This is a genomic window from Acinetobacter sp. BWR-L5 (assembly GCF_039655985.1).
GTDB lineage: Bacteria > Pseudomonadota > Gammaproteobacteria > Pseudomonadales > Moraxellaceae > Acinetobacter > Acinetobacter johnsonii.
In genome coordinates this window covers 357,283-380,689 of sequence record NZ_JAGFEV010000003.1, presented here as the reverse complement: position 1 = coordinate 380,689, position 23,407 = coordinate 357,283, and the positions used below count along the sequence as shown (strand labels likewise).

General features: G+C 43.6%; 19 protein-coding genes. 5 read left to right on the top strand and 14 right to left on the bottom strand.

The features are described from left to right. Positions 1–31 precede the first annotated feature (31 nt). Both JZ787_RS07515 and JZ787_RS07510 read right to left on the bottom strand, forming a co-directional pair. Positions 32–1,291 (bottom strand): dicarboxylate/amino acid:cation symporter, encoded by a 1,260-nt coding sequence (locus JZ787_RS07515; protein ID WP_131230672.1) that lies wholly within the window; start codon positions 1,289–1,291, stop codon positions 32–34. Positions 1,292–1,521: 230 nt separating this feature from the next. Beyond that, positions 1,522–2,394 carry an acyl-CoA thioesterase II gene (locus tag JZ787_RS07510; protein ID WP_346312042.1) on the bottom strand — a complete coding sequence of 291 codons (873 nt, stop codon included), beginning with the start codon at positions 2,392–2,394 and terminating at the stop codon, positions 1,522–1,524. A gap of 291 nt (positions 2,395–2,685) precedes the next feature. On the opposite strand from JZ787_RS07510, the gene plsB reads away from it, so the two are divergent. After that, positions 2,686–5,259, top strand: coding sequence for a glycerol-3-phosphate 1-O-acyltransferase PlsB (plsB, locus tag JZ787_RS07505; RefSeq protein WP_346312041.1), 2,574 nt, complete (start codon positions 2,686–2,688; stop codon positions 5,257–5,259). A 199-nt stretch (positions 5,260–5,458) separates the two neighbouring features. On the opposite strand, the gene JZ787_RS07500 is transcribed toward plsB, so the two are convergent. Both JZ787_RS07500 and JZ787_RS07495 read right to left on the bottom strand, forming a co-directional pair. Then, complete coding sequence (locus JZ787_RS07500; RefSeq protein WP_346312040.1) at positions 5,459–7,075, bottom strand: arylsulfatase; 1,617 nt, start codon at positions 7,073–7,075, stop codon at positions 5,459–5,461. A gap of 478 nt (positions 7,076–7,553) precedes the next feature. Next, positions 7,554–8,360: an NAD-dependent epimerase/dehydratase family protein gene (locus JZ787_RS07495; RefSeq protein WP_346312039.1), complete on the bottom strand. Its 807-nt coding sequence runs from the start codon at positions 8,358–8,360 to the stop codon at positions 7,554–7,556. Positions 8,361–8,393: 33 nt separating this feature from the next. On the opposite strand from JZ787_RS07495, the gene recG reads away from it, so the two are divergent. Together recG and JZ787_RS07485 are read left to right on the top strand one after the other, a co-directional pair. Continuing rightward, positions 8,394–10,439, top strand: coding sequence for an ATP-dependent DNA helicase RecG (gene recG, locus JZ787_RS07490; RefSeq protein WP_346312038.1), 2,046 nt, complete (start codon positions 8,394–8,396; stop codon positions 10,437–10,439). Then, on the top strand, positions 10,426–11,073 hold the full coding sequence (locus tag JZ787_RS07485; RefSeq protein WP_346312037.1) for a ComF family protein: 648 nt from the start codon (positions 10,426–10,428) through the stop codon (positions 11,071–11,073). Before recG ends, JZ787_RS07485 begins: the two co-directional genes overlap by 14 nt. On the opposite strand, the gene JZ787_RS07480 is transcribed toward JZ787_RS07485, so the two are convergent. Together JZ787_RS07480 and JZ787_RS07475 are read right to left on the bottom strand one after the other, a co-directional pair. Further along, positions 11,074–11,478: an NUDIX domain-containing protein gene (locus JZ787_RS07480; RefSeq protein WP_058870364.1), complete on the bottom strand. Its 405-nt coding sequence runs from the start codon at positions 11,476–11,478 to the stop codon at positions 11,074–11,076. After that, positions 11,475–12,074, bottom strand: coding sequence for a TIGR00730 family Rossman fold protein (locus JZ787_RS07475; protein ID WP_346312036.1), 600 nt, complete (start codon positions 12,072–12,074; stop codon positions 11,475–11,477). Before JZ787_RS07475 ends, JZ787_RS07480 begins: the two co-directional genes overlap by 4 nt. A 152-nt stretch (positions 12,075–12,226) precedes the next feature. On the opposite strand from JZ787_RS07475, the gene JZ787_RS07470 reads away from it, so the two are divergent. Then, on the top strand, positions 12,227–13,240 hold the full coding sequence (locus JZ787_RS07470; RefSeq protein WP_004691361.1) for a CorA family divalent cation transporter: 1,014 nt from the start codon (positions 12,227–12,229) through the stop codon (positions 13,238–13,240). 81 nt (positions 13,241–13,321) lie between these two features. Here JZ787_RS07470 and JZ787_RS07465 read toward each other — a convergent pair whose 3' ends face one another. The 8 genes from JZ787_RS07465 to dxs all read right to left on the bottom strand — a co-directional run bounded on the left by JZ787_RS07465 (position 13,322) and on the right by dxs (position 22,457). Beyond that, positions 13,322–13,609, bottom strand: a complete 288-nt coding sequence (locus JZ787_RS07465; protein ID WP_004691363.1) for an STAS domain-containing protein — start codon at positions 13,607–13,609, stop codon at positions 13,322–13,324. A gap of 11 nt (positions 13,610–13,620) precedes the next feature. Continuing rightward, positions 13,621–14,256 (bottom strand): ABC transporter substrate-binding protein, encoded by a 636-nt coding sequence (locus JZ787_RS07460; RefSeq protein ID WP_087527364.1) that lies wholly within the window; start codon positions 14,254–14,256, stop codon positions 13,621–13,623. Between the two features lie 20 nt (positions 14,257–14,276). Next, complete coding sequence (locus tag JZ787_RS07455; protein WP_004691366.1) at positions 14,277–14,951, bottom strand: outer membrane lipid asymmetry maintenance protein MlaD; 675 nt, start codon at positions 14,949–14,951, stop codon at positions 14,277–14,279. Further along, positions 14,951–15,730, bottom strand: a complete 780-nt coding sequence (gene mlaE, locus JZ787_RS07450; RefSeq protein ID WP_346312035.1) for a lipid asymmetry maintenance ABC transporter permease subunit MlaE — start codon at positions 15,728–15,730, stop codon at positions 14,951–14,953. Before mlaE ends, JZ787_RS07455 begins: the two co-directional genes overlap by 1 nt. Next, positions 15,727–16,545 carry an ABC transporter ATP-binding protein gene (locus tag JZ787_RS07445; protein WP_004691369.1) on the bottom strand — a complete coding sequence of 273 codons (819 nt, stop codon included), beginning with the start codon at positions 16,543–16,545 and terminating at the stop codon, positions 15,727–15,729. The genes mlaE and JZ787_RS07445 overlap by 4 nt, the downstream gene beginning before the upstream one ends. Before the next feature lie 402 nt (positions 16,546–16,947). Further along, positions 16,948–18,855, bottom strand: coding sequence for a DEAD/DEAH box helicase (locus JZ787_RS07440; protein ID WP_242759710.1), 1,908 nt, complete (start codon positions 18,853–18,855; stop codon positions 16,948–16,950). A gap of 753 nt (positions 18,856–19,608) precedes the next feature. Further along, positions 19,609–20,439, bottom strand: coding sequence for an inositol monophosphatase family protein (locus tag JZ787_RS07435; protein WP_004691373.1), 831 nt, complete (start codon positions 20,437–20,439; stop codon positions 19,609–19,611). A gap of 116 nt (positions 20,440–20,555) precedes the next feature. Beyond that, positions 20,556–22,457: a 1-deoxy-D-xylulose-5-phosphate synthase gene (gene dxs / locus JZ787_RS07430; RefSeq protein WP_346312034.1), complete on the bottom strand. Its 1,902-nt coding sequence runs from the start codon at positions 22,455–22,457 to the stop codon at positions 20,556–20,558. A gap of 305 nt (positions 22,458–22,762) precedes the next feature. On the opposite strand from dxs, the gene ribA reads away from it, so the two are divergent. After that, the gene (gene ribA / locus JZ787_RS07425; protein WP_058870370.1) at positions 22,763–23,365 is read left to right on the top strand and encodes a GTP cyclohydrolase II; all 603 of its coding nucleotides are present in this window, start codon (positions 22,763–22,765) and stop codon (positions 23,363–23,365) included. Positions 23,366–23,407 lie beyond the last annotated feature (42 nt).

Sequence of the window (23,407 nt, the reverse complement as noted above, 5' to 3'; positions counted from 1 at the left end):
ATCGGCTGCTTTTTTTATTTTAGAGCAAAACTTAAGACGGATTCGATAAATTGGGCAAAGGTGCATCCAGATCCTTGGTATGTCGATCCACCACCACACTAATCATCATGTCACCTTGTACATTCACCACAGTACGCACGGTATCCAGCAAGCGATCAATCGGCAATAAAATCGCAATTGCTTCAGCAGGAAGCCCGACAGACTGCAATACCATAATCATGGTGACCATGCCCGCACTCGGAATCCCTGGAGCACCTAAAGAGGCAATCATCGCCGTCAGACACACCACCAACTGCTGACTCAAAGTCAAATCTAGTCCCATCAAGTTGGCAATAAACAAAGCTGCCGCTGCCTCATACAGCGCAGTACCATCCATATTGAGCTGCGTCCCCAACGGAATCACAAAGCCCGCTGTTTGCGGACGTACACCGAGATTTTCTTGCGCACATTTCAGTGATAAAGGCATGGTCGCCGAGCTTGAGCTGGTGGCAAAAGCAGTAATTAACGCCACACGCGTGCCTTTAAAAAAGGTCATCGGATTCATCTTGCCAAAAATCCACAGTAATAGCGGCAAGACCACCAGACCATGAAAAATGGTAGTGCCTGTTACCACAGCCGCAAACTCAGCCAGACGACTCAATACCGAAATGTCTTCAGTGGCAATCAACTTAGCAAGTAAGGCAAAAATTCCTAGCGGGGCTAGCTTCATCACCCAACCAATCATCAACATCATGATGTCAAAGAACTGTTGACTCAGCTTACGCACGGTGCGGAATTTTTCTCCGCCCTTGACGAGCGCCACACCTATGAACAACGCAAAAACCACCACTGCTAAAACATTGCCTTCAGCAAAAGCTTTGAACGGGTTAATCAACGTATTTTGAATAAAGTTGGTGAAGAACGAAGATGGGGTGAGCGTATCTGGAGTTTGATGAGAGGCCATGGCGTCTTGGAACATGGCGATATCGACACCTTTGCCAACTTCAAATAAATGCGCGCAGCTTAAACCCAATATCAAGGCCAAAGTCGTGGTGGTGACACAACATGCCAGCGTAATTTTCCAAACACGGGAGAGTTGTCCGCCCGCTTGTAAGTTAGATACCCCCACCACAATTGAGCTAAAAATGAGGGGAATCAAGAGCATTTTTAACAGACCAATAAAAACACTGCTGACCACCCCGATTCCATACAAACTCATGTCTAAAAAAGCGGTACCCGGGAAAAGATTGAGAATAAATCCGAAGATGACCCCAAAGATCGCTGCAATTAGAATTTGCGTGTTTAAGCTCATAGCTTCATGCTTTTCAAAGATTTCTTTGGGAAACTATGCCATGTGAACAGGTGAGAATCGAGCATTTTTTTGTCACAAGTACTGCACATTTCCCCATATACCTCTCCCCAAAAGATGAGACCATTACAATTCAAGCTCAACTTCTAGCTCTGCTCTGACCACCTTTCAGTCATAAAGTCGGTCATAAAAAAAGCTGAGTGATATCACTCAGCTTTTTCTGTACTTAGGCTTTATTGGGCTTCGATTTCACGAAGCCGAATCAAACCTTCTTGCGTGGTACTACACACCAACTCACCGTTTTGCCACATTCGTCCAAAGTTTAAACCACGTGAACTGGCACTGACTGTGGCGTCCATGTCATACAGCATCCAGTCATCCACGCGAAAGGGTTTATGGAAATACATAGCATGATCGATACTCGCACACTGCAAACTTGGCGAAAGATAACTTAAACCATGCGGGCGCAGTGCCGTGGTCATTAAAGTGAAATCTGAATAGAATGCTGCGATCGCCTGATGCAACGAAATCTCATCCACTTCTGCTGCAATGCGGTCATGCGTGCAAATATAGTGCGCATACACAGGTGCTTCAGGCTGTGGTTGATACGGGTTCTGTGGATTGATGGGACGAATTTCCACATGACGATCCCGCATGAAACTTGCACGCACATTTTCAGGCACAAATTCCACCATCATTTTTTTCAGTTCAGCCTCAGACTTTAAAGACTCTGGTGCTGGATACTCAGGCTCACCGATTTGATAATTCAGGCCTTCTTCATTGTCAGCAAAAGACACCATGCACATAAAGATAGTTTTACCGTGCTGAATAGCGCGCACTTGGCGACTGACAAAACTACGACCATCACGAATTCGATCAACTTCATAGATAATCGGTGCGTTCACATCGCCACCAAATAAAAAGTATGCATGTAAAGAATGAGCTGGACGATCCGTCGTATATGACGCCGCACGTAGGGCCTGACCTAAGACTTGTCCGCCAAAAACACGCTTCCCAACCAAATTACGGCTTTGTCCACGAAAGATATTTTCCTCAATTTTTTCGAGGCTCAGTAATTCAACCAACTCTTGGGTTAAGGCATTCATAAGCAACCTACTTAATGGTGAGAGACCAGATTTTTCTGTAAAGTGATGAGGTATGATATCGATATTAAAATCTATTTTGCCATAAATTCAGACTAAAACCCTATAGATTGCTTGACTGAGTTGTCATAAGTTTTTTTCGTTATTTCCGACTAAAAATACGATTTTTAACGATAAAATTCACCATATAAAACAAATTTGTCAGGAAATGACATACGGTTTATGTTTACAATTACGCAAAATAAATACCCCTTCAGACAAACTGCGGGATTGGTCATTTAAGCAGGAGTGTATATGTCCAAAAGTGGCTTTGGTCAAATGTATAGAAAGCTTTCAAGTAAGCTTCTTGACCTCATAGTAACCCCACATGTATTGGGTGAGGTTCCAACAGAACCGACAGCAACAGATGCTGACCCAGCAGCTGCAGGCCATCCCAAAAAAATTGTCTGTTATGTGCTTCAAAATCACTCACGCAGTAATGCGCTGTTGGTGGATGGCGAAACACGTCGTTTAAAGCTTGCTCCTGCACTCGATCCTTTGGTCGTGGGGACACATCAAGAAAAAGCATCGATCGTGTTTTTACAGCATAGCGATGAAAATAATTTACTTAACCCTTCACCACACACCTTTCCACCGCGCCTGTTACGTCTAGTTGAAGCTTTAGAGCAACAACCCGATTTAGACGTGGAGCTGGTGCCTGTGACGGTACTGTGGGGACGTTCACCAGACAAAGAAGACTCTTGGTTTAAATTGTTATTTACCGATACTTGGGCGACACCTAGTACGGTGAAGCAGCTGATGAATATTGGTTTGCATGGTCGTCAGTCATTTTTAGAGTTTCATGAAAGTCAGTCTTTACGTGCTTTGGTCGACTTTGCAAAAACCACCTATCCAAATTTATCGCCTGCAACGTATATTCTAAATACCTTAAATAATCAGCTTGATGCACACCGTGAAGCAGTACTCGGTCCTGACCTTTCAGATCGCCGCAATGTGATGCACTCACTGATTAAATCGAATGACGTACAAGAAGCCATTCGCCGCGAAAGTATTCGCGGCAAAATTAGCATGTTAGACGCAGAACGTCGTGCCATTGGTTATGTCAATGAAATCGTATCGGATTACTCACATTCAACCATCCGTTTTGCGGAAATGGCGCTGGCACGATTATGGACGCAGCTCTATGACGGGGTTGAAGTTCATAACTTCAATACGGTTCGTGAGCTGGCTAAAGACTACGAAATTGTGTATACCCCATGTCACCGCAGCCATATCGACTATTTACTGCTGTCTTATGTGGTGTATAACCGTGGTTTGATGGTGCCTTATATTGCTGCGGGCGATAACCTGAATATGCCATTTGTTGGGCAAATTTTACGTGGTGGGGGTGCATTTTTTATTCGCCGTACTTTCCGCGGTAACGCGCTCTACACTTCGGTCTTTAAAGAATACCTATACAGCATTTTGTCGCGCAACACGCCTTTAGAATACTTTATCGAAGGTGGTCGTTCACGTACAGGTCGTCTACTACCACCAAAGACAGGTATGTTAGCCATGACCGTGCACAGTCACTTGCGTGGTCGTGCCAAACCGATTGTCTTTGTTCCGACCTATATCGGCTATGAACGCTTGATGGAAGGTGCAACCTACGTCGGTGAGATGAACGGTAAACCCAAAGAAGCCGAATCTGTCTTTGGGATTCTGCAAACTTTACGCAAAATTGAACGTATTTTCGGGAAAGTGCATCTCAACTTTGGTGAGCCCGTTTTCCTCGATGACATGCTGAAAAAGCATGGCGCTGAGAATGTACAAATTGCTAAAAATGATGATCCTATTCCGCAAGAAGTCTCTGATGCAGTCAACAGTTCAGCACATGCAATTTTAGAAAATATTAACCGTGCAGCTGTGGTGAACCCTGTTTCACTCTTGTCTTTGGTTCTGTTGGCCACTGAGAAGCATACGCTTGATGAAGAAATCTGTATCAAACAGCTCGATACCTATCGCAAGCTTTTGACGACACTTCCTTATGATGAGCGCCTCTTGGTCACGCCATTATCAGGTAAAGAAATCATTGCTTATGGTTTAAAGCTAAAACTGATCAAGCGTGTCAATCACGTTCTTGGTGACATTATTGCGATTGCGGACAATCAAGCGGTACTGCTGACCTACTTCCGTAATAACATTTTGCATGCCTTTGTATTGCCATCTCTTGTTGCCGCTTTGGTTGAACATAATGGAACCATTGGCCGTGGTGATTTAATCAATGTAATTCGCACGCTATATCCATTCTTAAAAGCAGAACTGTTTTTAAAATGGGAAGATGCTGAACTCAAAGATCAAATCTGTGCCTATGTAGATGGTTTAATTCAAGCCAAACTGATTTCTGAAGATGCCGAAGGCCACTTGATTTCTCCTGCTCCAAACAGCGAAGATCATAACCAGTTGGTGGTCTTGGCTGCGCCAGTCATGCAGAGTCTTGAGCGTTACTACATGACGCTTGCGCTGATTACACAGCGCGGCTCTGGGAACATTTCAGCACGTCAGGTTGAAGAACTCAGTCATTTGGTCGGTCAGCGTCTATCTGTCCTATATGAGTTCAATTCACCTGAATTCTTTGATAAAGCCCTGTTCCAAAGCTTTATTAAAGTGCTGACGCAACAGGGTTATATCAGCACCAACTCGGACAACGCGATTGTGTTTGATGAGAACTTCCAAAACGTTGCGCAATATGCCAACTTGGTACTAGATGATGTCACGCTACAAATGTTGCAACACATCACCACTTTCAGCGATGAAGAACTGAAAGACACGCTAGACAAAGTCGCTGCTGAACAAGCAAAGAAGCGTTTGAAACGTAAGAAGAAGTAATTTCTTTTTAAAAGCATAGGTATCTACAAAAGGTAGGTGCCTATGCTTAAACCCATGAATAAAAAATAAAATCTATGTTTTATAAACTTCATTATGTTAGATAGCAATTCTAATCGGTCATTCAGCTTATAATTGATGTTAAATGCCCTAAAACTCGTTTTAGGGCATTTATTTAGTTGATGAAATTAATTTGAAATGTTTAGTGAGGTATTTCTAAACCTAGACTTTTCATTGGATATTTTTGGTACGTTGCAGCATGTGCTTTAGCAAAATTAATGGTCTGAGGTAGACCCCATTCAAAGAAACGATGTCCTGTACTTACTTGTTCCTTCGGGTCTGTATAGAGGTTATAAATCCAAGGTGCAGAACCTGTTGCCATCAAATTCGATTGATCGATATTTTTACGTGGGGCATCTGTTTGGAATACTTTAAAGTGTACTTTATATTCCATCCAGCGTAATGCTGTGAGCGTTGTCTCAGAATACATAAAGACCGTTTGTCGCGCAGATTTACCATCATCTGACAATAAGAATCCTGACTGGTCTATACCATCAATATATTGCTTTTTAGAGATACGGTTTTTTTCACCCGCAACTGCAAGTGAGGTATTGAACAGGTCCATTTGATCAAATAAACCATCGCTTTCACGACCTGCTTTAATCATACCTGGCCAATATGCAATCCCTGGAACACGGACTCCACCTTCCCACGTTGTTCCTTTACCGCCACGCCATGGTTGATAACCTGAATCTGGCCAAGTATCTTCATTTGCGCCATTATCCGACGTGAAGAAAACTAAGGTATTTTCAAGCTGACCTGTATCTTTTAAAGTTTGTACTAGGCGGCCAACAATGTCATCGACTTCAACAATTGCATCTTTTACAGGGAAACCTGCCGGGCTTTTGCCTTTATACCCAGGTGCTGGGAAGTTGTCATTATGGATTCGAGCAAAGGAATGAATAAGGTAGAATGGCTTGTTTTCACTTGCACTGCGTTTCATAAAATCGACTGAGAAATCAGCAAACATTTGATCCATTTTGGAAAGATCATCTGGAGATTCAATACGTTTTACAACGCGAGTTTCTCCATTTTTAACACCCGCCACCACATCTGGATCAGAAATTTTATGCAAGGCTGCAAGACGTTCAGGTTTATTCACTAAATCCGGGTAAAGTCTGCTATCAACGCCTTGAGACAATTCAGAGGTTACAGAAAGAATCCCTAAATATTCATCATATCCGACCTCATGAGGGCGAGTACCTTTTGCTTCACCTAAATGCCACTTTCCAGCAAGTGCTGTACGATATCCTGCTGCACTGAGGAGTTTAGCAGCTGTATCTTCACCAGCCCATGGATTTACTTTAGGGTTTTCACCTGTTAGTAATGGTCGAGTTAACCCAGTTCGAGCAGGTAATCGACCAGTCATCATCGCTGCGCGTGAAGGCGTTGAGAGGGATTGACTGTAGGTGGAAGTAAAGTTTATCCCTTCATGTGCTAATCGGTCGATATTTGGTGTTGGTGCACCAACAGCAACACCACCTCCATTTACACCAACATCTCCCCAACCCATATCATCAACTAGAATAATCAGAATATTCGGTGCACGTCCTGTTTTTGCTTTAAGTGCTGCTAGGCGATCCTTAGCTATTTTTTCTTGTTCTGGCATTGGAATTGCTGGTTCAAGATTATCAGCAATTCGTACAGTTTTATCGAAAGGACTTTTTGTGGTCTTGGCTTCTTCAGCAAATGCTGAAAAACTCATGATACTCATTGCAAGCACTGAAGTTGTGGTCAAAAGCTTGATTGGTAGCTGCATTTATTTTCACCGTTTATCATGTTCAAAAGTTGATTATTAAATTGATTATTGTGATTAGTATTTATTCACTTTTTTGTAACACGCGCGAGAATATAAATCAAACTTTTACGCGAAGATCTTTTATTACTTATATATTGAGAAAATGATTAAAAATTAAAAAAACTGAGAGAGTGCTAAACTTATTTCCATTAGATTTAACTCCATTTGCTTCATCACTTGTGCATAAAGCAAAAACACTCGTAATACAAACTTATTTAAGTCCGTTTTATATATGAAAATCCGAATATACTGTGTTTATTAATATATTAGCCTTTTTAATTTCATCTAAAAGAAACTCCCCCACATTAAATAATTATTTCACAATAAATATCAAAATCTTATAAATTAAAATGGTTTGTTCATGCTTGCTCACACTCCGCAACTATTTTCTCAGCTACGCTTCACATTTTTCATTACTGGAAGTAAAAAATTATTTTTACTAACGCTCTGCTAACAACGCCAAATAATCATCAAAACAATGTGGATGCTGTAATTCAAAATTCATCTGCTGCATCCGCGTAGCATAAATTTGCTTGCCTGAAGGCATATCACTTTCCAAAACCAAAACTGTGAGTCCTAACTGCTGTTGAAACCATTGAATAATTTCATGTAAAGGCAATGGTTGGCTATTGCTGCAAATGTAAGACTTTTCAGTATGTTCCACGTAAAGCAAGTGCGCTAGAAAAGCAGCCAAATCCTCAATATGAATTCGGTTCGACCAATGCAGTTTTGGGTAAGTTTTTGTGGTTTCCGCAAGTTTAATCATCCGACTAACCGAGGTTCCATAAATGCCTGTTGGACGAACAATCACACATTCAAATGGATAAGCCTGTTGCCACAAAGTTTCCATGTTCAATAGCACTTGCCCTTGCGCATCGCTCGGTTGGGGACACGTGTCATCATCAACCCGCTCCCCTGCACTTTCACCATAGACACGTGTGGAAGAAACCACCATCACTTTTTTTAAAGGATGACTTTCTAAGGCTTGTAGCATGGGTGCAATCGAGTCTACAAAAGTTCGCTGATACGCCTCCACCGTACTGCCCTCAGGCGAGAGTAAGATATACACCGCATCAATCGGTGCGACTTGGGACAAATCCAAATAATGAATATCTTGGATCAAATGCTCAGCCCAATCATCTGATTTCGGACTTCTGCTAATTGTGGTAATTTGGTGGCCTTGCTGAAATAACTGTTTAGCAACACGCTGAGATGTTTTACCATAACCTATAAATAAAATATGCATTTAGCACCAAATCACAGACAAAGTTGAGGGGACATGGCTGCAGTCCATCAGTTGCAGGGGGTCGGAGCTGCCTCTGCTGCACTACTTGAAAAGTTGAATCTCTTCACTACAGATGATCTGCTGTTTCATCTGCCACGAGACTATGAAGATCGTAGCACGATCATCCCGATGAACCAATTGATGGTTGGGCGTAGCTACCTACTCGAAGGCACAATTCAAGGTGTGGACTTCCCGCCGGGTAAACGTAAATCGATGGCAATTGGACTGCAAGATGACTTCGGCAAAGTGACTTTGCGCTTTTACCATATTTATAAAGGCTTAACGGACCGCGCAAAGATCGGTAATCGTCTACGCATTTTTGGTGAAGTCCGTGTGGGTGCGCGTGGCTTGGAAATGTATCATCCCGAAATTCAACTCATTACAGAACATACCCCGCTTCCACAAACCCAACTGACTGCGATTTACCCCAGCACAGAAGGTCTGACTCAGCCTAAGTTTCGCGAATACATCAAACAGGCTTTAGCCAAGCACAGTGATGATTTACCTGAACTGCTGCCCGCAAAATTTACCAATGGCTATGCACTTAAACAGGCATTGGACTACATCCATCACCCCCCAGTCGATGCCAATATGCTGCAACTGAGCCAAGGCTCACACCCTGCCCAACAACGACTGATTTTTGAAGAGTTGGTTGCGCATCAGGTCAGTCTATTAAGCCGTCGTGCCTATATCCAACAAATTGAAGCCCCACGTATTTCTGCCAGTCGTCAGTTTGCTAAACAACTGCTCAACAGTTTGCCTTTTGAAATGACCAATGCACAAAAGCGTGTCTCCAAAGAAATCGTACAAGACTTAAAACTCAATAAACCAATGTTACGTTTGGTTCAAGGCGATGTCGGTGCAGGCAAAACCTTGGTTGCAGGAGTCGCAGCCTGTCATGCCTTAGAAGAAGGTTGGCAAGTAGCGTTAATGGCACCGACTGAAATTTTGGCGGAACAACATTATCTCAATTTTAAAAAATGGTTTGAGCCTTTGGGACTCAGTGTATCTTGGCTCTCAGGTAAACAAAAAGGCAAAGCCCGTGCCGCAGCCGAACAAGCCATTGTCAATGGCACAGCACATCTGGTGGTAGGTACACACGCCCTGTTTCAAGACAATGTCCGCTTTGCCAAACTTGGATTAGTAATTATTGATGAGCAGCACCGCTTCGGGGTCGATCAGCGCTTAGCTCTCCGCAATAAAGGCGCGCAGAATATGACCCCACATCAATTGGTCATGACCGCAACCCCTATTCCACGAACTTTAGCCATGTCTGCCTATGGAGACTTGGACACGTCTGTGATCGATGAACTTCCCCCCGGACGAACGCCAATTCAAACCGTGACTATTCCACTCGACCGCCGAGAGGAAGTCCTACAGCGTATTGCCAGTAACTGCCTAGAAGGCAAACAAGCTTACTGGGTCTGCACCTTGGTTGAAGAGTCTGAAACCTTAGATGCTCAAGCTGCTGAAGCGACCTATTTAGAAATTAAAGACCGTTTCCCCGAACTCAACATTGGCCTTGTACATGGCAAAATGAAAGCCGACGAAAAACAAGCCGTGATGCAACAGTTTAAAGCCAATGAATTACAACTCTTGATTGCGACCACAGTGATTGAAGTGGGAGTCGATGTACCAAATGCCTCGATCATGGTGATTGAAAATGCGGAACGTTTAGGACTCTCTCAATTGCACCAATTACGTGGCCGTGTTGGTCGAGGCGCCAAGGCCAGTTTTTGCGCCCTGTTATATAAAAGCCCGCTGTCTCAAAATGGACAAGAACGCTTACGCATCATGCGTGAAACCAATGATGGCTTTTTAATTGCCGAAAAAGATTTGGAAATTCGCGGTCCCGGTGAATTGCTCGGTACCAAACAAACGGGTGATATGGGCTTTCGCGTAGCCAAACTGGAGCGTGATGATCATTTGCTGAATCAAGCCCATTTTGTCGCAGCGCAGATTTTAAAGGACTATCCTAAAAACGCTGAAGCCTTACTGAAACGCTGGCTGCCTGAAGCACCACGCTATGCCTATGTTTAGTCATTTACTGCACACCGCCAAACAGTTGCTACACAAAGCACAGCCTTGTCAGTTGTGTGGCATTGTACGCGCAGATCTGCATTCGGTCTGTCTGGACTGCTGGCAACAACTCCCACTGCATCCACAGACCATTGAAAAACAAGAACTGAGTATTCATGTCGCAGGACAGTATCAATATCCTTTAGATCACCTTATTCAGCAGTTCAAATATGAACAACAACTGCATTGGCAGCCTCTACTGTCAGGCATTATTCAGCAAATTCGCTTACCTAAAATACAAGCAATTGTTCCGATGCCGATTTCGACTCAGCGTTTAGCAGAACGTGGCTATAACCAATCAATGATCCTCGCCAAAGACTTAGCCAAGCAGTTCAATGTTCCCATTTGGCAGCCTGTGATACGACTGCATCAACATTCGCAAAAAGGACTCAGTCGACTGGAACGCTTAGATCAAATTCATCAACAGTTTAAAATCGATCCACAGCAACGTCAGTACGCAAAACTCTATCGGCGTGTTTTGATTTTGGATGATGTCGTGACCACAGGCAGCTCGATTCAGGCACTGACTTTACAGCTTGAACAATTGGGTTGTCATAAAGTCAGCGCCGCGTGTATTGCCTATGCACTAAAATAATTAGACTACGTCAATCAGCAAATGTTCACGTACCCATGGCATGACCACTTCGGTGGTTAGCGGTGCAAGTACAGTCTGCTGATCATTCAAACTGACCCATTTCATTTCTGCAATTTCAGCCGCAATTTGTGGCGCTTGCTGAAGCTGAACATGGTAAACATAGCTCACCAATTTAAAATCAGGTTCATTGGCGGTGGCTGTTTCAAAACGACCAACAAACTGTTCAATCGTCGCATCACTTCCAATTTCCTCCCGAATCTCACGCAGCATGGTTTGCTCAGGTGCTTCATTGGGCTCAAGCTTACCGCCAACTTGCATAAAACATGCGGTGTTTTGCTTGCGCACCAACAAAAGCTGCTGCTGTTCATTCACAATAATAGCCGCAGCGACCGTAATCACCTTCATGCTTTGACATCCAACAACTCAGGATCAACCATACCCCACTTCGGTTCAGGTGCTTGGAATTGATCCATCTGCTTTAAAATTGCTTTCACCGAATCCGACACAATCAGACTGTCGGTAAAGCGCGCATGTGTAAAACCTTTGTCGGTGGTCATGTTCAGAAATTTAAGTAAATCATCATAAAAGCCATTTACATTTAAAAAGGCATTCGGCTTGAGGTGAATGCCGAGCTGCGCCCACGTCCATTGTTCAAAGATTTCTTCTAAAGTCCCTGCGCCGCCTGGCATTGCAATAAATCCATCCGACAAGGCTGACATTTTCAGTTTACGCTCTTGCATGTCTTTGACGACATGTAACTCGGTCAGGCCTTGATGTGCCAACTCACGATCTACCAGCACGTGTGGAATCACGCCAATCACTTGACCGCCTGCCTCTAAAGCACTGTCCGCCACAATACCCATTAAGCCCGAACGACCACCACCATAGACCAAGGTTTTGCCTTGTTCTGCAATGGCGTGTCCAACCTGACGTGCTGTTTCGGAAAAGATTTGATCTGAACCTAATGCGGAACCACAAAAGATCGCAATTGAATTTGTCATTTTTTACTCTGATATTTAATTGTCATGCAACTTCACTAAAATGAATGGATATTTTTTAGCAATTTAACCATTCGATCAGTGTTTTTATTGCAATCCTTGTCTAAAATACACCCATCCACTTCAACCATTACTGCGCAAAGGAGAAAGACGGCATGCTTGAAGCCTTTTACGCCACAGAGCGCGGTAGCTTAGAAGACATCACCATTAATGGCGATTTCGATCTTCAGCCCGATTTGGTCTGGCTTGACCTCATTGCTCCCTCCCAAGAAGAACAACAGTGGATTTTAGATGCATATGAACAAAATTTACCTACGCTAAAATCACTCGAAGACATTTCATCTTCAGCTCGATTCTACCGTGATGACGACGGTATTTTGCATATCAGTACGTATTTTTTAACGAAAAATAAAAACTATCAAGTCGATGGTGAGCCTGAAGAAAGCAGCGGTGCCCTTGCCACGGTACAAACTGTCGCTTTCATTTTACATAAAGAACGTCTCTTTACCCTTCGTGGGGAAAAATTGGTGGCGTTCCGTGCCTTTCGTGCGCGTGCGCGCCGCAATGACTACGAAATTGACTATAAAGATCCAACGTGGATCTTACTCGGTTTACTGGAGGCGAAGCTGGATGAGCTTGCTGATATCTTAGAAGATATCCACAAGGACTTGGAAAAGTATTCCACAGAAGTACTGAATAACCGTCACCGCGAGATGATTCTCGACTTAGATGACATGATTACCCGTCTGGCACACTTGGAAGATATGCTTGGAAAAGCACAGTTGTGTTTGATTGACTTACGCCGTGTACTGACCTTTCTATCACGCCCACGTGCTTTAGGCAGTCATATTTATGATGCGGATATTCGAGAGCTCAGTGAAGACGTTCGCTCACTAGTTGAGCACGATGCCTTCTTGTTCCAAAAAGTGAGATTCTTACTGGATACCACCTCAGGCTTCATTAACACCGAACAGAATGACACGATTCGTCGCTTCTCTATCTTACCCAGTATGCTCGCTCCACCAATGCTGATTGCCAGTATTTACGGCATGAACACCGATGTGTTGCCTTTTGCCAAAGGCGGCACCAGTTTTATTGTGGTGAGCCTGATCTTAATGGCGTTCCTGATTGGTCCGCTCATTTACTTCCGCTGGAAGAAATGGATTTAAGTAAAGCTTAAAACACTTATTTTCCTCATAAATTTAAGAAACGCAACATATAAAAAAAGCACCTTAAGGTGCTTTTTTTATTTAAGGGATTAACTTTAAGTCATCCTGTAAATGACAGGCTTGAATTACCTTCATCATTTTTTCAGGTACAGCTTTAAAATGTAAACTATGTGCATCGGGTGTTTGACGTAACCAACGCACCAATACTGCTAATGCCAATGTACTACCATGCTCAAGCTGGGCCAAATTCACCACCACAGGATAAGACTGTGACTGAATCACCTTCAGACCTTGTTGATAGTAGCTTTCAGCATTGTCATATGTAATCTGACCTGAAAGCTGCATTTCCTGATTGCTAAAGTTAATCACCTTTCACCTACTTATTTTTTCTTTTCAACCGCTGCTTCTGCATCAGGTTGGAAATTTGCAATCGCTTTATCTAGGTCGCCACCATTACGTTTAACCGTTGCCGCGAACTGATTACGGAACTGTAAACCAAGGTCGATACCCGACACATTGATATTACGGATTTTCCATTGGTTACCTTTATCCGCCAACTGGAAAGACACTGGGATTTTTTCGCCTTTGTTATTAAAGTCGATCGTCACCACAGGGTTTTTGCTATTGGTTTCTTTATACGGACGAATGGTATATGTCTGATTGCTGAATTTCGCGAATGCAGAACCGTAGTTTTCAATCAGTGTTTCACGGAAATTATTTTCAAACTTCGCGCGTTGTGCAGCAGTACTGTATTGATTGGTTGCATAAGTCCCCATCACAATACGAGAAAACGCTTGTGAATCCACATACGGGTCTAAGTTTTGACGAACAATCGTTTTCACAGCAGCTGGGTTGTTTTGTAGCTTGGCATGATCCGCTTTTAAACGCGCAATCAATCCATCTGCCACTTTTTTAACAAAAGCAGGTGGTGCTTCACTTGGTGCTGCAAAAGCAGTACCTGCAAACATTGTAGTTAAAATGCTAGCTGTCAGTGTTTGTTTCAATAAAGTATTCACTACAATTGGTCCTCTTCAAATCATTCAACAAATGACACATTGGCATCTGCTGTTTCAGCGGTTTCAGGTTGCTCAGTTGTTGCTGAAGCATCTTTCGATTTACCTGCACCGCCCGTAATAAATTTAGTAATTAAGTCTTCTAGGTCCATTGTGCCTTGGGTATTGCCAATGCTTTCACCACGTTTCACGTAGTTCAAACCACCCCCTGGAACAATTTTCAAGTACTTCTCACCTAGCAGACCATTGGTTGCCACCATAATATAAGCATCTTCATCAATGCTAGTGATGGACTTCATGTTCGCAATAAGTTGCTTTTCCATTTCTTTTTGTTGCGCAGCATCCGCAGCGGTATAGTCGCTACTGTAACGAAGCTCTTCAAGTGCATTCTTTTCAACTTCTTTGAGTTGTGCTGCATTAAAGGTCGTTAATTTACCATCCAAAGAAAAAGAAACCGTCGCTAAACGTGTCACAGGGTCTAAGCTAATTTGATCAACTTGACCAATTTTTACCCCACTCATCGTCACTTTCGCACGTGGTTTTAAACCATTTACATTATCGAAGGTTGCACTCATTTCATAGCGATCACTGAGATTCGATCCCACCAAGCCACTCACACGCATCGCGATAAAAAACAAAGCAATACCGAATAAAATGACAAATATGCCGACTGCCAGCTCACTTGCACGTGATTTCATTAAACACCTCCAAACATGACCGCAGTCAACACAAAATCAAAACCTAAAACACAGAGCGATGAATACACCACAGTGCGTGTGGTTGATGTCGCAATACCTTCAGATGTCGGTTCACAGGCATAGCCTTGATACACCGCAATCCATGTACAAATTAAAGCAAAAACAAAACTTTTAATGATGGTGCCATTCAGGACATCTTTATAGAACTCTACGCTACTTTGAATGCCACTCCAGTAAGAGCCTTCATCTGCACCCAAGAAGTCCACACCCACCATTTTACCGCCCATAATCCCCACCGCAGCGAAGATGACAGACAACATCGGCAAACTAAAAATACCCGCCCAAAGTCGCGGCGAAATCACACGTTTAAGTGGATCAACCCCGATCATTTCCATACTGGACAGCTGCTCTGTGGCTTTCATTAAGCCAATCTCAGCCGTTAACGCAGAACCCGCACGACCTGCAAACAGCAATGCTGCAACCACAGGTGCTAACTCACGAAGTAAGGTCAAAGCAACCGCTGTACCCAGCATCGCTTCACTACCAAAGGTCACCAAGATGCTATACATCTGTAACCCGAGGACAGCACCAATAAATAGCCCTGACACCACAATAATGAGCAGCGATAACACACCAACACGGTACATTTGGTAAACAAATAACCGAACACCTAAAGCAGTGGGCATCGAAAATAAAATTTGTAATAACATCAGGCTGGCAAAACCAATGCCGCGAACCCGTTCAATCACGCGTCGACCCAAGAGTGCTATCGCATTCATGCTTGCACCTCAGTATTTAGATATGCCTTATGGCTAAATTGATAATCGACAGGCCCTTCAACTGCACCTGTTAAAAACTGTTTAACAAACGGAGAGGCATTCGCCTGTAACTGTTCAGGCGTGCCTTCACCTTGCACCTTACCTTCAGCAACAACATAGATATAGTCTGCGATCGATAAGGTTTCAGCCACGTCATGCGAGACAATAATTGTTGTTAAATCAAGAGCTTCTCGCAATGATCGAATCAGACGTGTGAGTACACCCTTCACAATTGGATCTTGTCCTGCAAATGGCTCATCGTACATGATCAGCTCAGGATCCAGTGCAATTGCACGTGCCAAAGCCACACGACGATTCATCCCGCCTGAGAGCTCAGAAGGCATCATCTGTTCTGCGCCACGTAAGCCAACAGATTCTAGTTTTAAAGATATAATTTCTGACAGTAAATGCTCAGGAAGCTTGGTATGTGCTCTTATCGGAAAGGCCACATTTTCATACACCGACATATCGGTAAACAATGCGCCACTTTGAAAAAGCATGCCCATACGCGCACGCGCAGCGAATAACTCTTTGCGTGACATTTTCGCAATATTTTGCCCATCAAAAAGCACTTCACCTTGGTCGGGAGTCAATTGACCGCCAATTAAACGCAGTAAAGTGGTTTTACCTGTACCCGATGGTCCCATAATGCCCGTAATTTGACCCTGTCGAATTTTTAAATTGACCTGATCATAAATGACACGTTCCCCTCGCTTAAAGCTCAGATCTTTGACCTCAATGAGGGCTTGAGCAGTCAGAGGCGCTTGATTATTCATAGCTGTGCGTTTTCCTGCATTTTTTCAGCATGCATACTATAAAGGATTAAAAAACGATATGTTAGCGTATTCCGTGTCTAATTTTGTGCACGAATTGATTTCAGTTGGTTGTATTTATATTTATTTGAACGGCGAAAACAAGCTACATAAGATGAATTGCTTCATCCATAACGACTATAGACAAAGAAAAGAATGTTGCAAATCAGCAAAAAGAGTCCGAGATAATGTGCCATATTGACCTCTTTCACGTCAGAGAGTGTGGCGATTGATTCAACCTCATTATTGTGCATCATTATTATCAATACAATTAAAATATGACTCAGTATACATTTTAATTTATTTTTTTACAGCCGTAGACAAAAAAAAACCAGTGTTTCCACTGGTTTTTTTATTCATTCAGACTTAGTCGTTAAACTTACGACGTGGGCGGTCAAAACCACCTTCAGTACGTGGACGATCTGAATTAAATTCACGCTTCGGACGGTCTTCGCCACCAAAAGTACGCTTAGGACGGTCTTCACCACCGAAAGTACGTTTTGGACGGTCATCACCAAAAGAACGTTGTGGACGGTCGCCAAAACCACCTTCACGACGTGGCGCTGGACGATCACCAAAATCACGTTTTGGACGGTCACCAAAAGAACCTTCACGACGTGGTTTGTAGTCTACACGGTTACCGCGGTTGTCATCATTCGAGTCAAAACGTGGTTTATCGTTGAAACCGCCTTCGCGACGTGGACGATCAGAGTTGAATTCACGCTTTGGACGATCATCAAAAGAACGTTGCGGACGATCACCGAAACCACCTTCACGACGTGGCGCTGGACGATCACCAAAATCACGTTTTGGACGGTCATCAAAAGAACGTTGTGGACGATCACCGAAACCACCTTCACGACGTGGACGATCATTATTAAACTCACGACGTGGACGATCTTCACCACCAAATGATGGACGATCACCACGAGGTTTGTCATCGTAGCTACGACGTGGACGGTCATCACCACCTTCACGACGTTTAAAGTTAGACTCACCTTCGAAACGAGCACGACCGCCGCCATCGCGACCACCGAAACCACCGCGACCACGACCGCCGCCATCACGACCACGACCGCCGCCATCACGACTACCGCGTGCAGGAGGTGGAGATGGCTCAAGGCCTTCAATTTCAGATACATTCAAACGCGCATCTAAGAAATCTTCTAAAGCACGGATTTTACCGCGTTCACGGTAAGTTGCTAAAGTGATTGCTTTACCAGTACGACCCGCACGACCTGTACGACCAATACGGTGTACATAGTCTTCGTTCTTCATTGGAAGACCGAAGTTGATTACGTGTGAAATGGTTGGTACGTCGAGACCACGAGCAGCAACGTCAGTCGCAACTAAAATTTTTGCACGACCTTCACGGATGCTACGTAAACGACGGTTACGCACAGTTTGTGGCATAGCACCATGAAGTGCTACAACTGATAAACCTGCTTCAGCAAGTTCTTCAGCCAACATATCGGTGTCTTCTTGAGTAGAAGCAAATACAACAGCTTGATCTAAGTCTTCAGCACTTAACCAATGCGTTAGTAATTTTTTCTTATGCTCAAAGCCATCAGTCCAGTGTAAAGTCTGAGTGATGTCAGTATTCGTAGAGTGACCAGTTTCGATTGCAATACGTTGTGGATCATTCATCATGCGTTCAGCAAGTGTAATGATACGACCAGCAAATGTTGCAGAGAACATTAACGTCTGTTTACGGTTTGCAGCAAGATCGCTGATTGCTTCTAAGTCTTCAGAGAAACCTAGGTCAAGCATACGGTCTGCTTCGTCAACAATAAGCGCATCAACTTGGTCTAATTTAATTTGACGACGGTTTACAAGGTCAAGTAAACGACCTGGTGTTGCAACAACAACTTGCGCACCTTTTAACTGTTGGATTTGCTTACCAAACGGCATACCACCCATGATCGCTGCAATACGTGCACCTTTCATGTGACGGACAAATCCAATCGCGTCTTGGCTTACTTGCTGCGCCAACTCACGAGTTGGGCAAAGAACCAAGATATTTGGTTGTGTAATTGCTTTCATACGTTCTTTGAACGGAACGAAAGTCTCTTGGGCTGCAAGTGCGTTTAACGTTGGAAGTAAGAACGCAGCAGTTTTACCTGAACCTGTTTGGCTAGATACTAAAAGGTCTTTACCTTCTAAAGCTGCAGGAATCGATTGTTCCTGTACAGGTGTAGGAGAAGTAAAACCTAAGCTTTGTAAAGCTTGTTGTAACGATTCATGTAAAGGAAAATCAGCAAAAGTTTTGCTCATAGAGTATTTCACCCGAAAAATGGGTGCTCCATTAAATATATGGTCTGATGGACATCGGCAAAAAGCGGCACAGCAATAATCGCTGAAAATATAGAATCAGCGGCGATCCGAGAACGACGATGCGTATAACGCACATTTGATTACAGCCGCAACCTGAAGGAATCGCTTAAGCGATTGGGTGGGGCGCGAAATAATGTCCTCTCTTTGGACCGGACGCGCATACACAATGATAGAAGAGAATGTTCAGGTAATGAACGAAATTTAGTGCGTGGGCGGAGTATAGCAGGATATTTTTAAAAGTCACCTCTTTTCGTGAAATTGATACAATATTTTCCTCAAAGATTGAATAAATACAGGTTTTCACTTTAATTTTTTTGACCATCTAGAAAAATATTGAATAGTATTCTTTGCTCTTTCCTCAACTGATCTAGCATGAGCTGCAATTCATTGCTCGAACTCTTGTTCTAATGCTGCCGTGATTTGACATGGTATCTGACCTGTAATGAACATTACACACAGCAAGTTTAAATAGGTGTCTATATCCTGGCTAATTGTAACCCAATTTATTTCTGAGATAGAGTGATCTTCATTCAGAGGTGATCAGAATCTGGTGCAGGCTATGTTTTACAATCTATAGAGGGCAAAGCCATAAAATAAATCACTACAAAGCCTTTATTTTTTTCATGTCTCATCAAAGAAAAAGCCCTCTTAATGAGGGCTTTTTCAATGTCTTAAAACACGATCTGCATGCTATTACTTAGCCGCTTCACCCCAAGCAGGAACAACTGCTTTCATCAGAGGTTTCAACATTTTCATAGAACATGCCAGTACTTGGCCATTTTCCATAGATTCGCTACCACCACGTGCATCAACCACTGTGCCGCCCGCTTCTTTCACGATCAACTCACCAGCTGCGATATCCCAAGGCTTTAAGCCGAGTTCGAAGTACGCATCGAAACGACCTGCTGCAACATACGCCAAATCTAATGCTGCAGAACCTGTACGACGGTATTGCGCGCCAGCTTCAGTCACATTTAACAACGAATCAAAATGATTTTTTGCATAAGAAATCACTTCACCATTACGTTTTGCACGGTAAGCATGACCCACAGACATGAATGTATTTTCAAGGCTGTCTTTCACATTTACACGAATACGGCGTTGGTTCATCATGGCACCACGACCACGACTTGCAGAGAACAATTCATCTTTCACAGGGTCGTAAATTACGCCGTGTTGAGTAATGCCTTTATGTTGAACTGCAATAGAGATACAGAAGTGAGGAACACCGTTAATGAAGTTTAGAGTGCCGTCAAGTGGGTCGATGATCCAACACCAATCTGCGTCGTGACCTTTACCTTCTTGAAAACCAAACTCTTCACCAAGGAAGCTGTGATTTTTATAGCTTTTACGTAGGGTATCGATAGCCAATTGTTCCAAATAACGGTCTACACGCGTTACAGGACCATCAATTCCTTTTTCTTCGACTTGTAGATCGAGCTTATGACGATTTTGATGCGCTTTTAAAAGCTCTTGACCGACTAATTGAGCCGCACGCGCAGCCATCACCACCATAGGTTCCATTGAACACCCACTACAATTTGAAGATATTGATAAAGAATAATGCATAAAAGCCCGCGCATCTTATCAAAGATCGGGGCTTTTAGGGAAAAAATGTTTCTAAAATTTAAAAACGGTGCTTAAACCATATGTACAAGTTTTGACCACGCTTGGCGCACCGAGCTTTCTATGCCTTCTGCATCTAGTCCCGCCTGATGCAACATTTGCGCATGCGTGGCTTGATGCATGAATGTATCAGCTAAACCGAGATTTAACATCGGTTTCACGATTTGAGCCTGTGCCAAATATTCATTGACTGCACTGCCCGCACCCGCCATTACTGCATGTTCTTCAACCGTAACAAATAAAGCCGTTGATGGTGCTAAAGTCGCTATCATCTTTTCATCAAGCGGTTTAACAAAGCGCATATTCACCACACGAACCGCTAAATCTTGTTCAGCCAATGCCTGTGCTGCCTCTACTGCGGCCTGAACACGACTACCAAAAGCGAGAATGCTAATAACGTCGTCTTGGGCATCATTAAAGCTCGCTACAATTTCAGCCTGACCAATTTCCATCGGGGTCATCTGTTGTTGAATCTCAACACCCAAACCATTGCCACGCGGGTAACGCACTGCGGCAGGACCATTGTATAAATAAGCGGTATGCAACATTTGACGACATTCATTTTCGTCTTTAGGCGCCATAATCACCAAATTCGGTACGGTGCGCATAAAGGCATAGTCATAGGCCCCAGCATGAGTCGGCCCATCTTCACCCACTAAACCTGCACGGTCGATACCAAAGGTAACATCCAGATTTTGCAGGGCCACATCATGAATCAATTGATCATAGCCACGCTGCAAGAAGGTCGAGTAAATTGCAACCACAGGTTTTAAGCCTTCACATGCCATACCCGCCGCCAAAGTTACAGCATGCTGTTCTGCAATCGCGACATCAAAAAAGCGCTGTGGATACTGTTTGGCAAAACTCACCATCCCTGAGCCTTCGCACATGGCAGGGGTAATCGCCAGTAAACGCTCATCTTGTGCCGCTTCATCACATAACCATTGACCAAAGACATCTGAATATTTGGGCGCTGTTTGTGGCGCAGACTTGGCATTTATTTTGGTAATCGCGTGATATTTGATTTGGTCAGCTTCAGCAGGGGCGAAGCCTTTGCCTTTTTTGGTATAGACATGGATCAAACGTGGACCTTTACGTTTTTTCAATGCGGTAAAGACTTGTGTCAGTTGTTCGACATCGTGCCCATCGAAAGGCCCAAAGTAATCAAAACCAATCGCTTTAAATACGTTGTCAGCCGCATCTGTCGCTGCGCTATGTAAACGTGAGTTATAGGTCCATTCAGGGTGTGGCTGCACATAAGCTTCGCCATCCGCTGAAATATTAATGGACTGACCACTTTCCCAAATCGAAGCCAGATGTTTTGCAAAACCACCAGTACTACATGAAATCGACATATCATTGTCATTCAACACCACCATCAAGTCCGCATCATGCGCAACTGCATCGTTCATGGCTTCAAAGGCCATACCCGCTGTCATCGCCCCATCACCAATGATCGCGACCACTTCACATGGATTGTTTTGATAACGACGCGCCAGCGCCATACCTAGGCCTGCTGAAATCGCAGTCGAAGAATGTCCGACTCCAAAGGTATCAAACACCGATTCATCACGCGCAGGAAAGGCAGCCAAACCATCTTTGGCACGAATCGTCGTGAGCTGTTCACGGCGGCCCGTTAATGCTTTATGCGGATAAGCTTGATGACCGACATCCCAAATTAAGCGGTCATTCGGCGTGTTGAAGCAATAATGTAATGCCACGGTGAGCTCGACTACACCGAGGTTTGCACCAAAATGTCCCCCACTTTGTCCTGCGGCATACAGAATAAATTGACGTAGCTCGTCTGCCACTTGTGCTAATTGACTTTGCTCAAGCAAGCGAAGTTGTTGAGGATGATCAATCGTATCCAACAACGGTGTTACAGGGCGATGAGCTGGTATTTCTGTATACAACATAATATGGCAAAGCCTTCTAAAGCCTGGCAAATCTAGCTAGGTCAAATGGGTAATTCGATCATATCGTCGAATGCTATCACCTTCAATCAGCCATATTTCTAGCGATGCAGTTTTGAGCAGTGCTCTCACTGGGTGTTCGTTTAGTGCAGGTGATTATCCTGAATAATCTTACTATTTATCAACTATTATCGTTCGCTTTATACAAAAAAGAAAATCTTCTGCATAAATTCATGGATGCAATTCTACCAATGTCGATGCATTACGCTATACTTTAGCCAATTTCTGAACTATTTACAGGTTTAGCTGTGCCGATTGAATTTGTTGCTACATCCCGTTTACCGACTGCTTTTGGTGAATTTAACATCACCGTATTTCAAGATCCTAAGACCGGTGAAGAACATGTTGCACTCTCAAAAGGTTTGGATCAGCCGATCACAGAACCCGTTTTAGTCCGTGTTCATTCTGAATGTCTCACGGGCGATGCCTTTGCGTCACTGAAGTGTGACTGTGGCCCACAATTGCAAGCCACACAAAAACTGATCAATGAAGCTGGGCAAGGCGTGATTCTATATTTGCGCCAAGAAGGTCGTGGCATTGGGCTGACCAATAAAATTCGTGCTTATGCGCTACAAGATCAAGGGCATGACACAGTTGATGCCAACCTAATGCTCAATCTCCCTGCCGATGCACGTCGTTATGACATGGTCAGCATTATGTTGGATCATCTCAATATTCAACAAGTCCGTTTGATTACTAACAATCCATTGAAGATTGCAGCATTGCAAGAGCAAGGGATCAATGTGGTAGATCGTGTGCCTTTGACGGTCGGTTTAAATCCTTTCAATGAAGAATATTTAAAAACCAAGCATGAACGCATGGCACACTTGTACAAGAAAGATGATTTTTAAAATTTGAAAACATACTCTAAGCCTGCTTGAAAAAGGCCGGCT

Excerpts from the sequence above, each read along its gene's own strand:
- JZ787_RS07475 (WP_346312036.1), bottom strand. The coding sequence starts at position 12,074 with ATGACAAATTCAATTGCGATCTTTTGTGGTTCCGCATTAGGTTCAGAT.
- JZ787_RS07510 (WP_346312042.1), bottom strand. The coding sequence starts at position 2,394 with ATGAATGCCTTAACCCAAGAGTTGGTTGAATTACTGAGCCTCGAAAAA.
- JZ787_RS07515 (WP_131230672.1), bottom strand. The coding sequence starts at position 1,291 with ATGAGCTTAAACACGCAAATTCTAATTGCAGCGATCTTTGGGGTCATC.
- JZ787_RS07500 (WP_346312040.1), bottom strand. The coding sequence starts at position 7,075 with ATGCAGCTACCAATCAAGCTTTTGACCACAACTTCAGTGCTTGCAATG.
- JZ787_RS07495 (WP_346312039.1), bottom strand. The coding sequence starts at position 8,360 with ATGCATATTTTATTTATAGGTTATGGTAAAACATCTCAGCGTGTTGCT.
- JZ787_RS07445 (WP_004691369.1), bottom strand. The coding sequence starts at position 16,545 with ATGAATAATCAAGCGCCTCTGACTGCTCAAGCCCTCATTGAGGTCAAA.
- JZ787_RS07480 (WP_058870364.1), bottom strand. The coding sequence starts at position 11,478 with ATGAAGGTGATTACGGTCGCTGCGGCTATTATTGTGAATGAACAGCAG.
- JZ787_RS07485 (WP_346312037.1), top strand. The coding sequence starts at position 10,426 with ATGCCTATGTTTAGTCATTTACTGCACACCGCCAAACAGTTGCTACAC.
- recG (WP_346312038.1), top strand. The coding sequence starts at position 8,394 with ATGGCTGCAGTCCATCAGTTGCAGGGGGTCGGAGCTGCCTCTGCTGCA.
- mlaE (WP_346312035.1), bottom strand. The coding sequence starts at position 15,730 with ATGAATGCGATAGCACTCTTGGGTCGACGCGTGATTGAACGGGTTCGC.
- plsB (WP_346312041.1), top strand. The coding sequence starts at position 2,686 with ATGTCCAAAAGTGGCTTTGGTCAAATGTATAGAAAGCTTTCAAGTAAG.
- dxs (WP_346312034.1), bottom strand. The coding sequence starts at position 22,457 with ATGTTGTATACAGAAATACCAGCTCATCGCCCTGTAACACCGTTGTTG.
- JZ787_RS07470 (WP_004691361.1), top strand. The coding sequence starts at position 12,227 with ATGCTTGAAGCCTTTTACGCCACAGAGCGCGGTAGCTTAGAAGACATC.
- JZ787_RS07455 (WP_004691366.1), bottom strand. The coding sequence starts at position 14,951 with ATGAAATCACGTGCAAGTGAGCTGGCAGTCGGCATATTTGTCATTTTA.
- JZ787_RS07440 (WP_242759710.1), bottom strand. The coding sequence starts at position 18,855 with ATGAGCAAAACTTTTGCTGATTTTCCTTTACATGAATCGTTACAACAA.
- JZ787_RS07435 (WP_004691373.1), bottom strand. The coding sequence starts at position 20,439 with ATGGAACCTATGGTGGTGATGGCTGCGCGTGCGGCTCAATTAGTCGGT.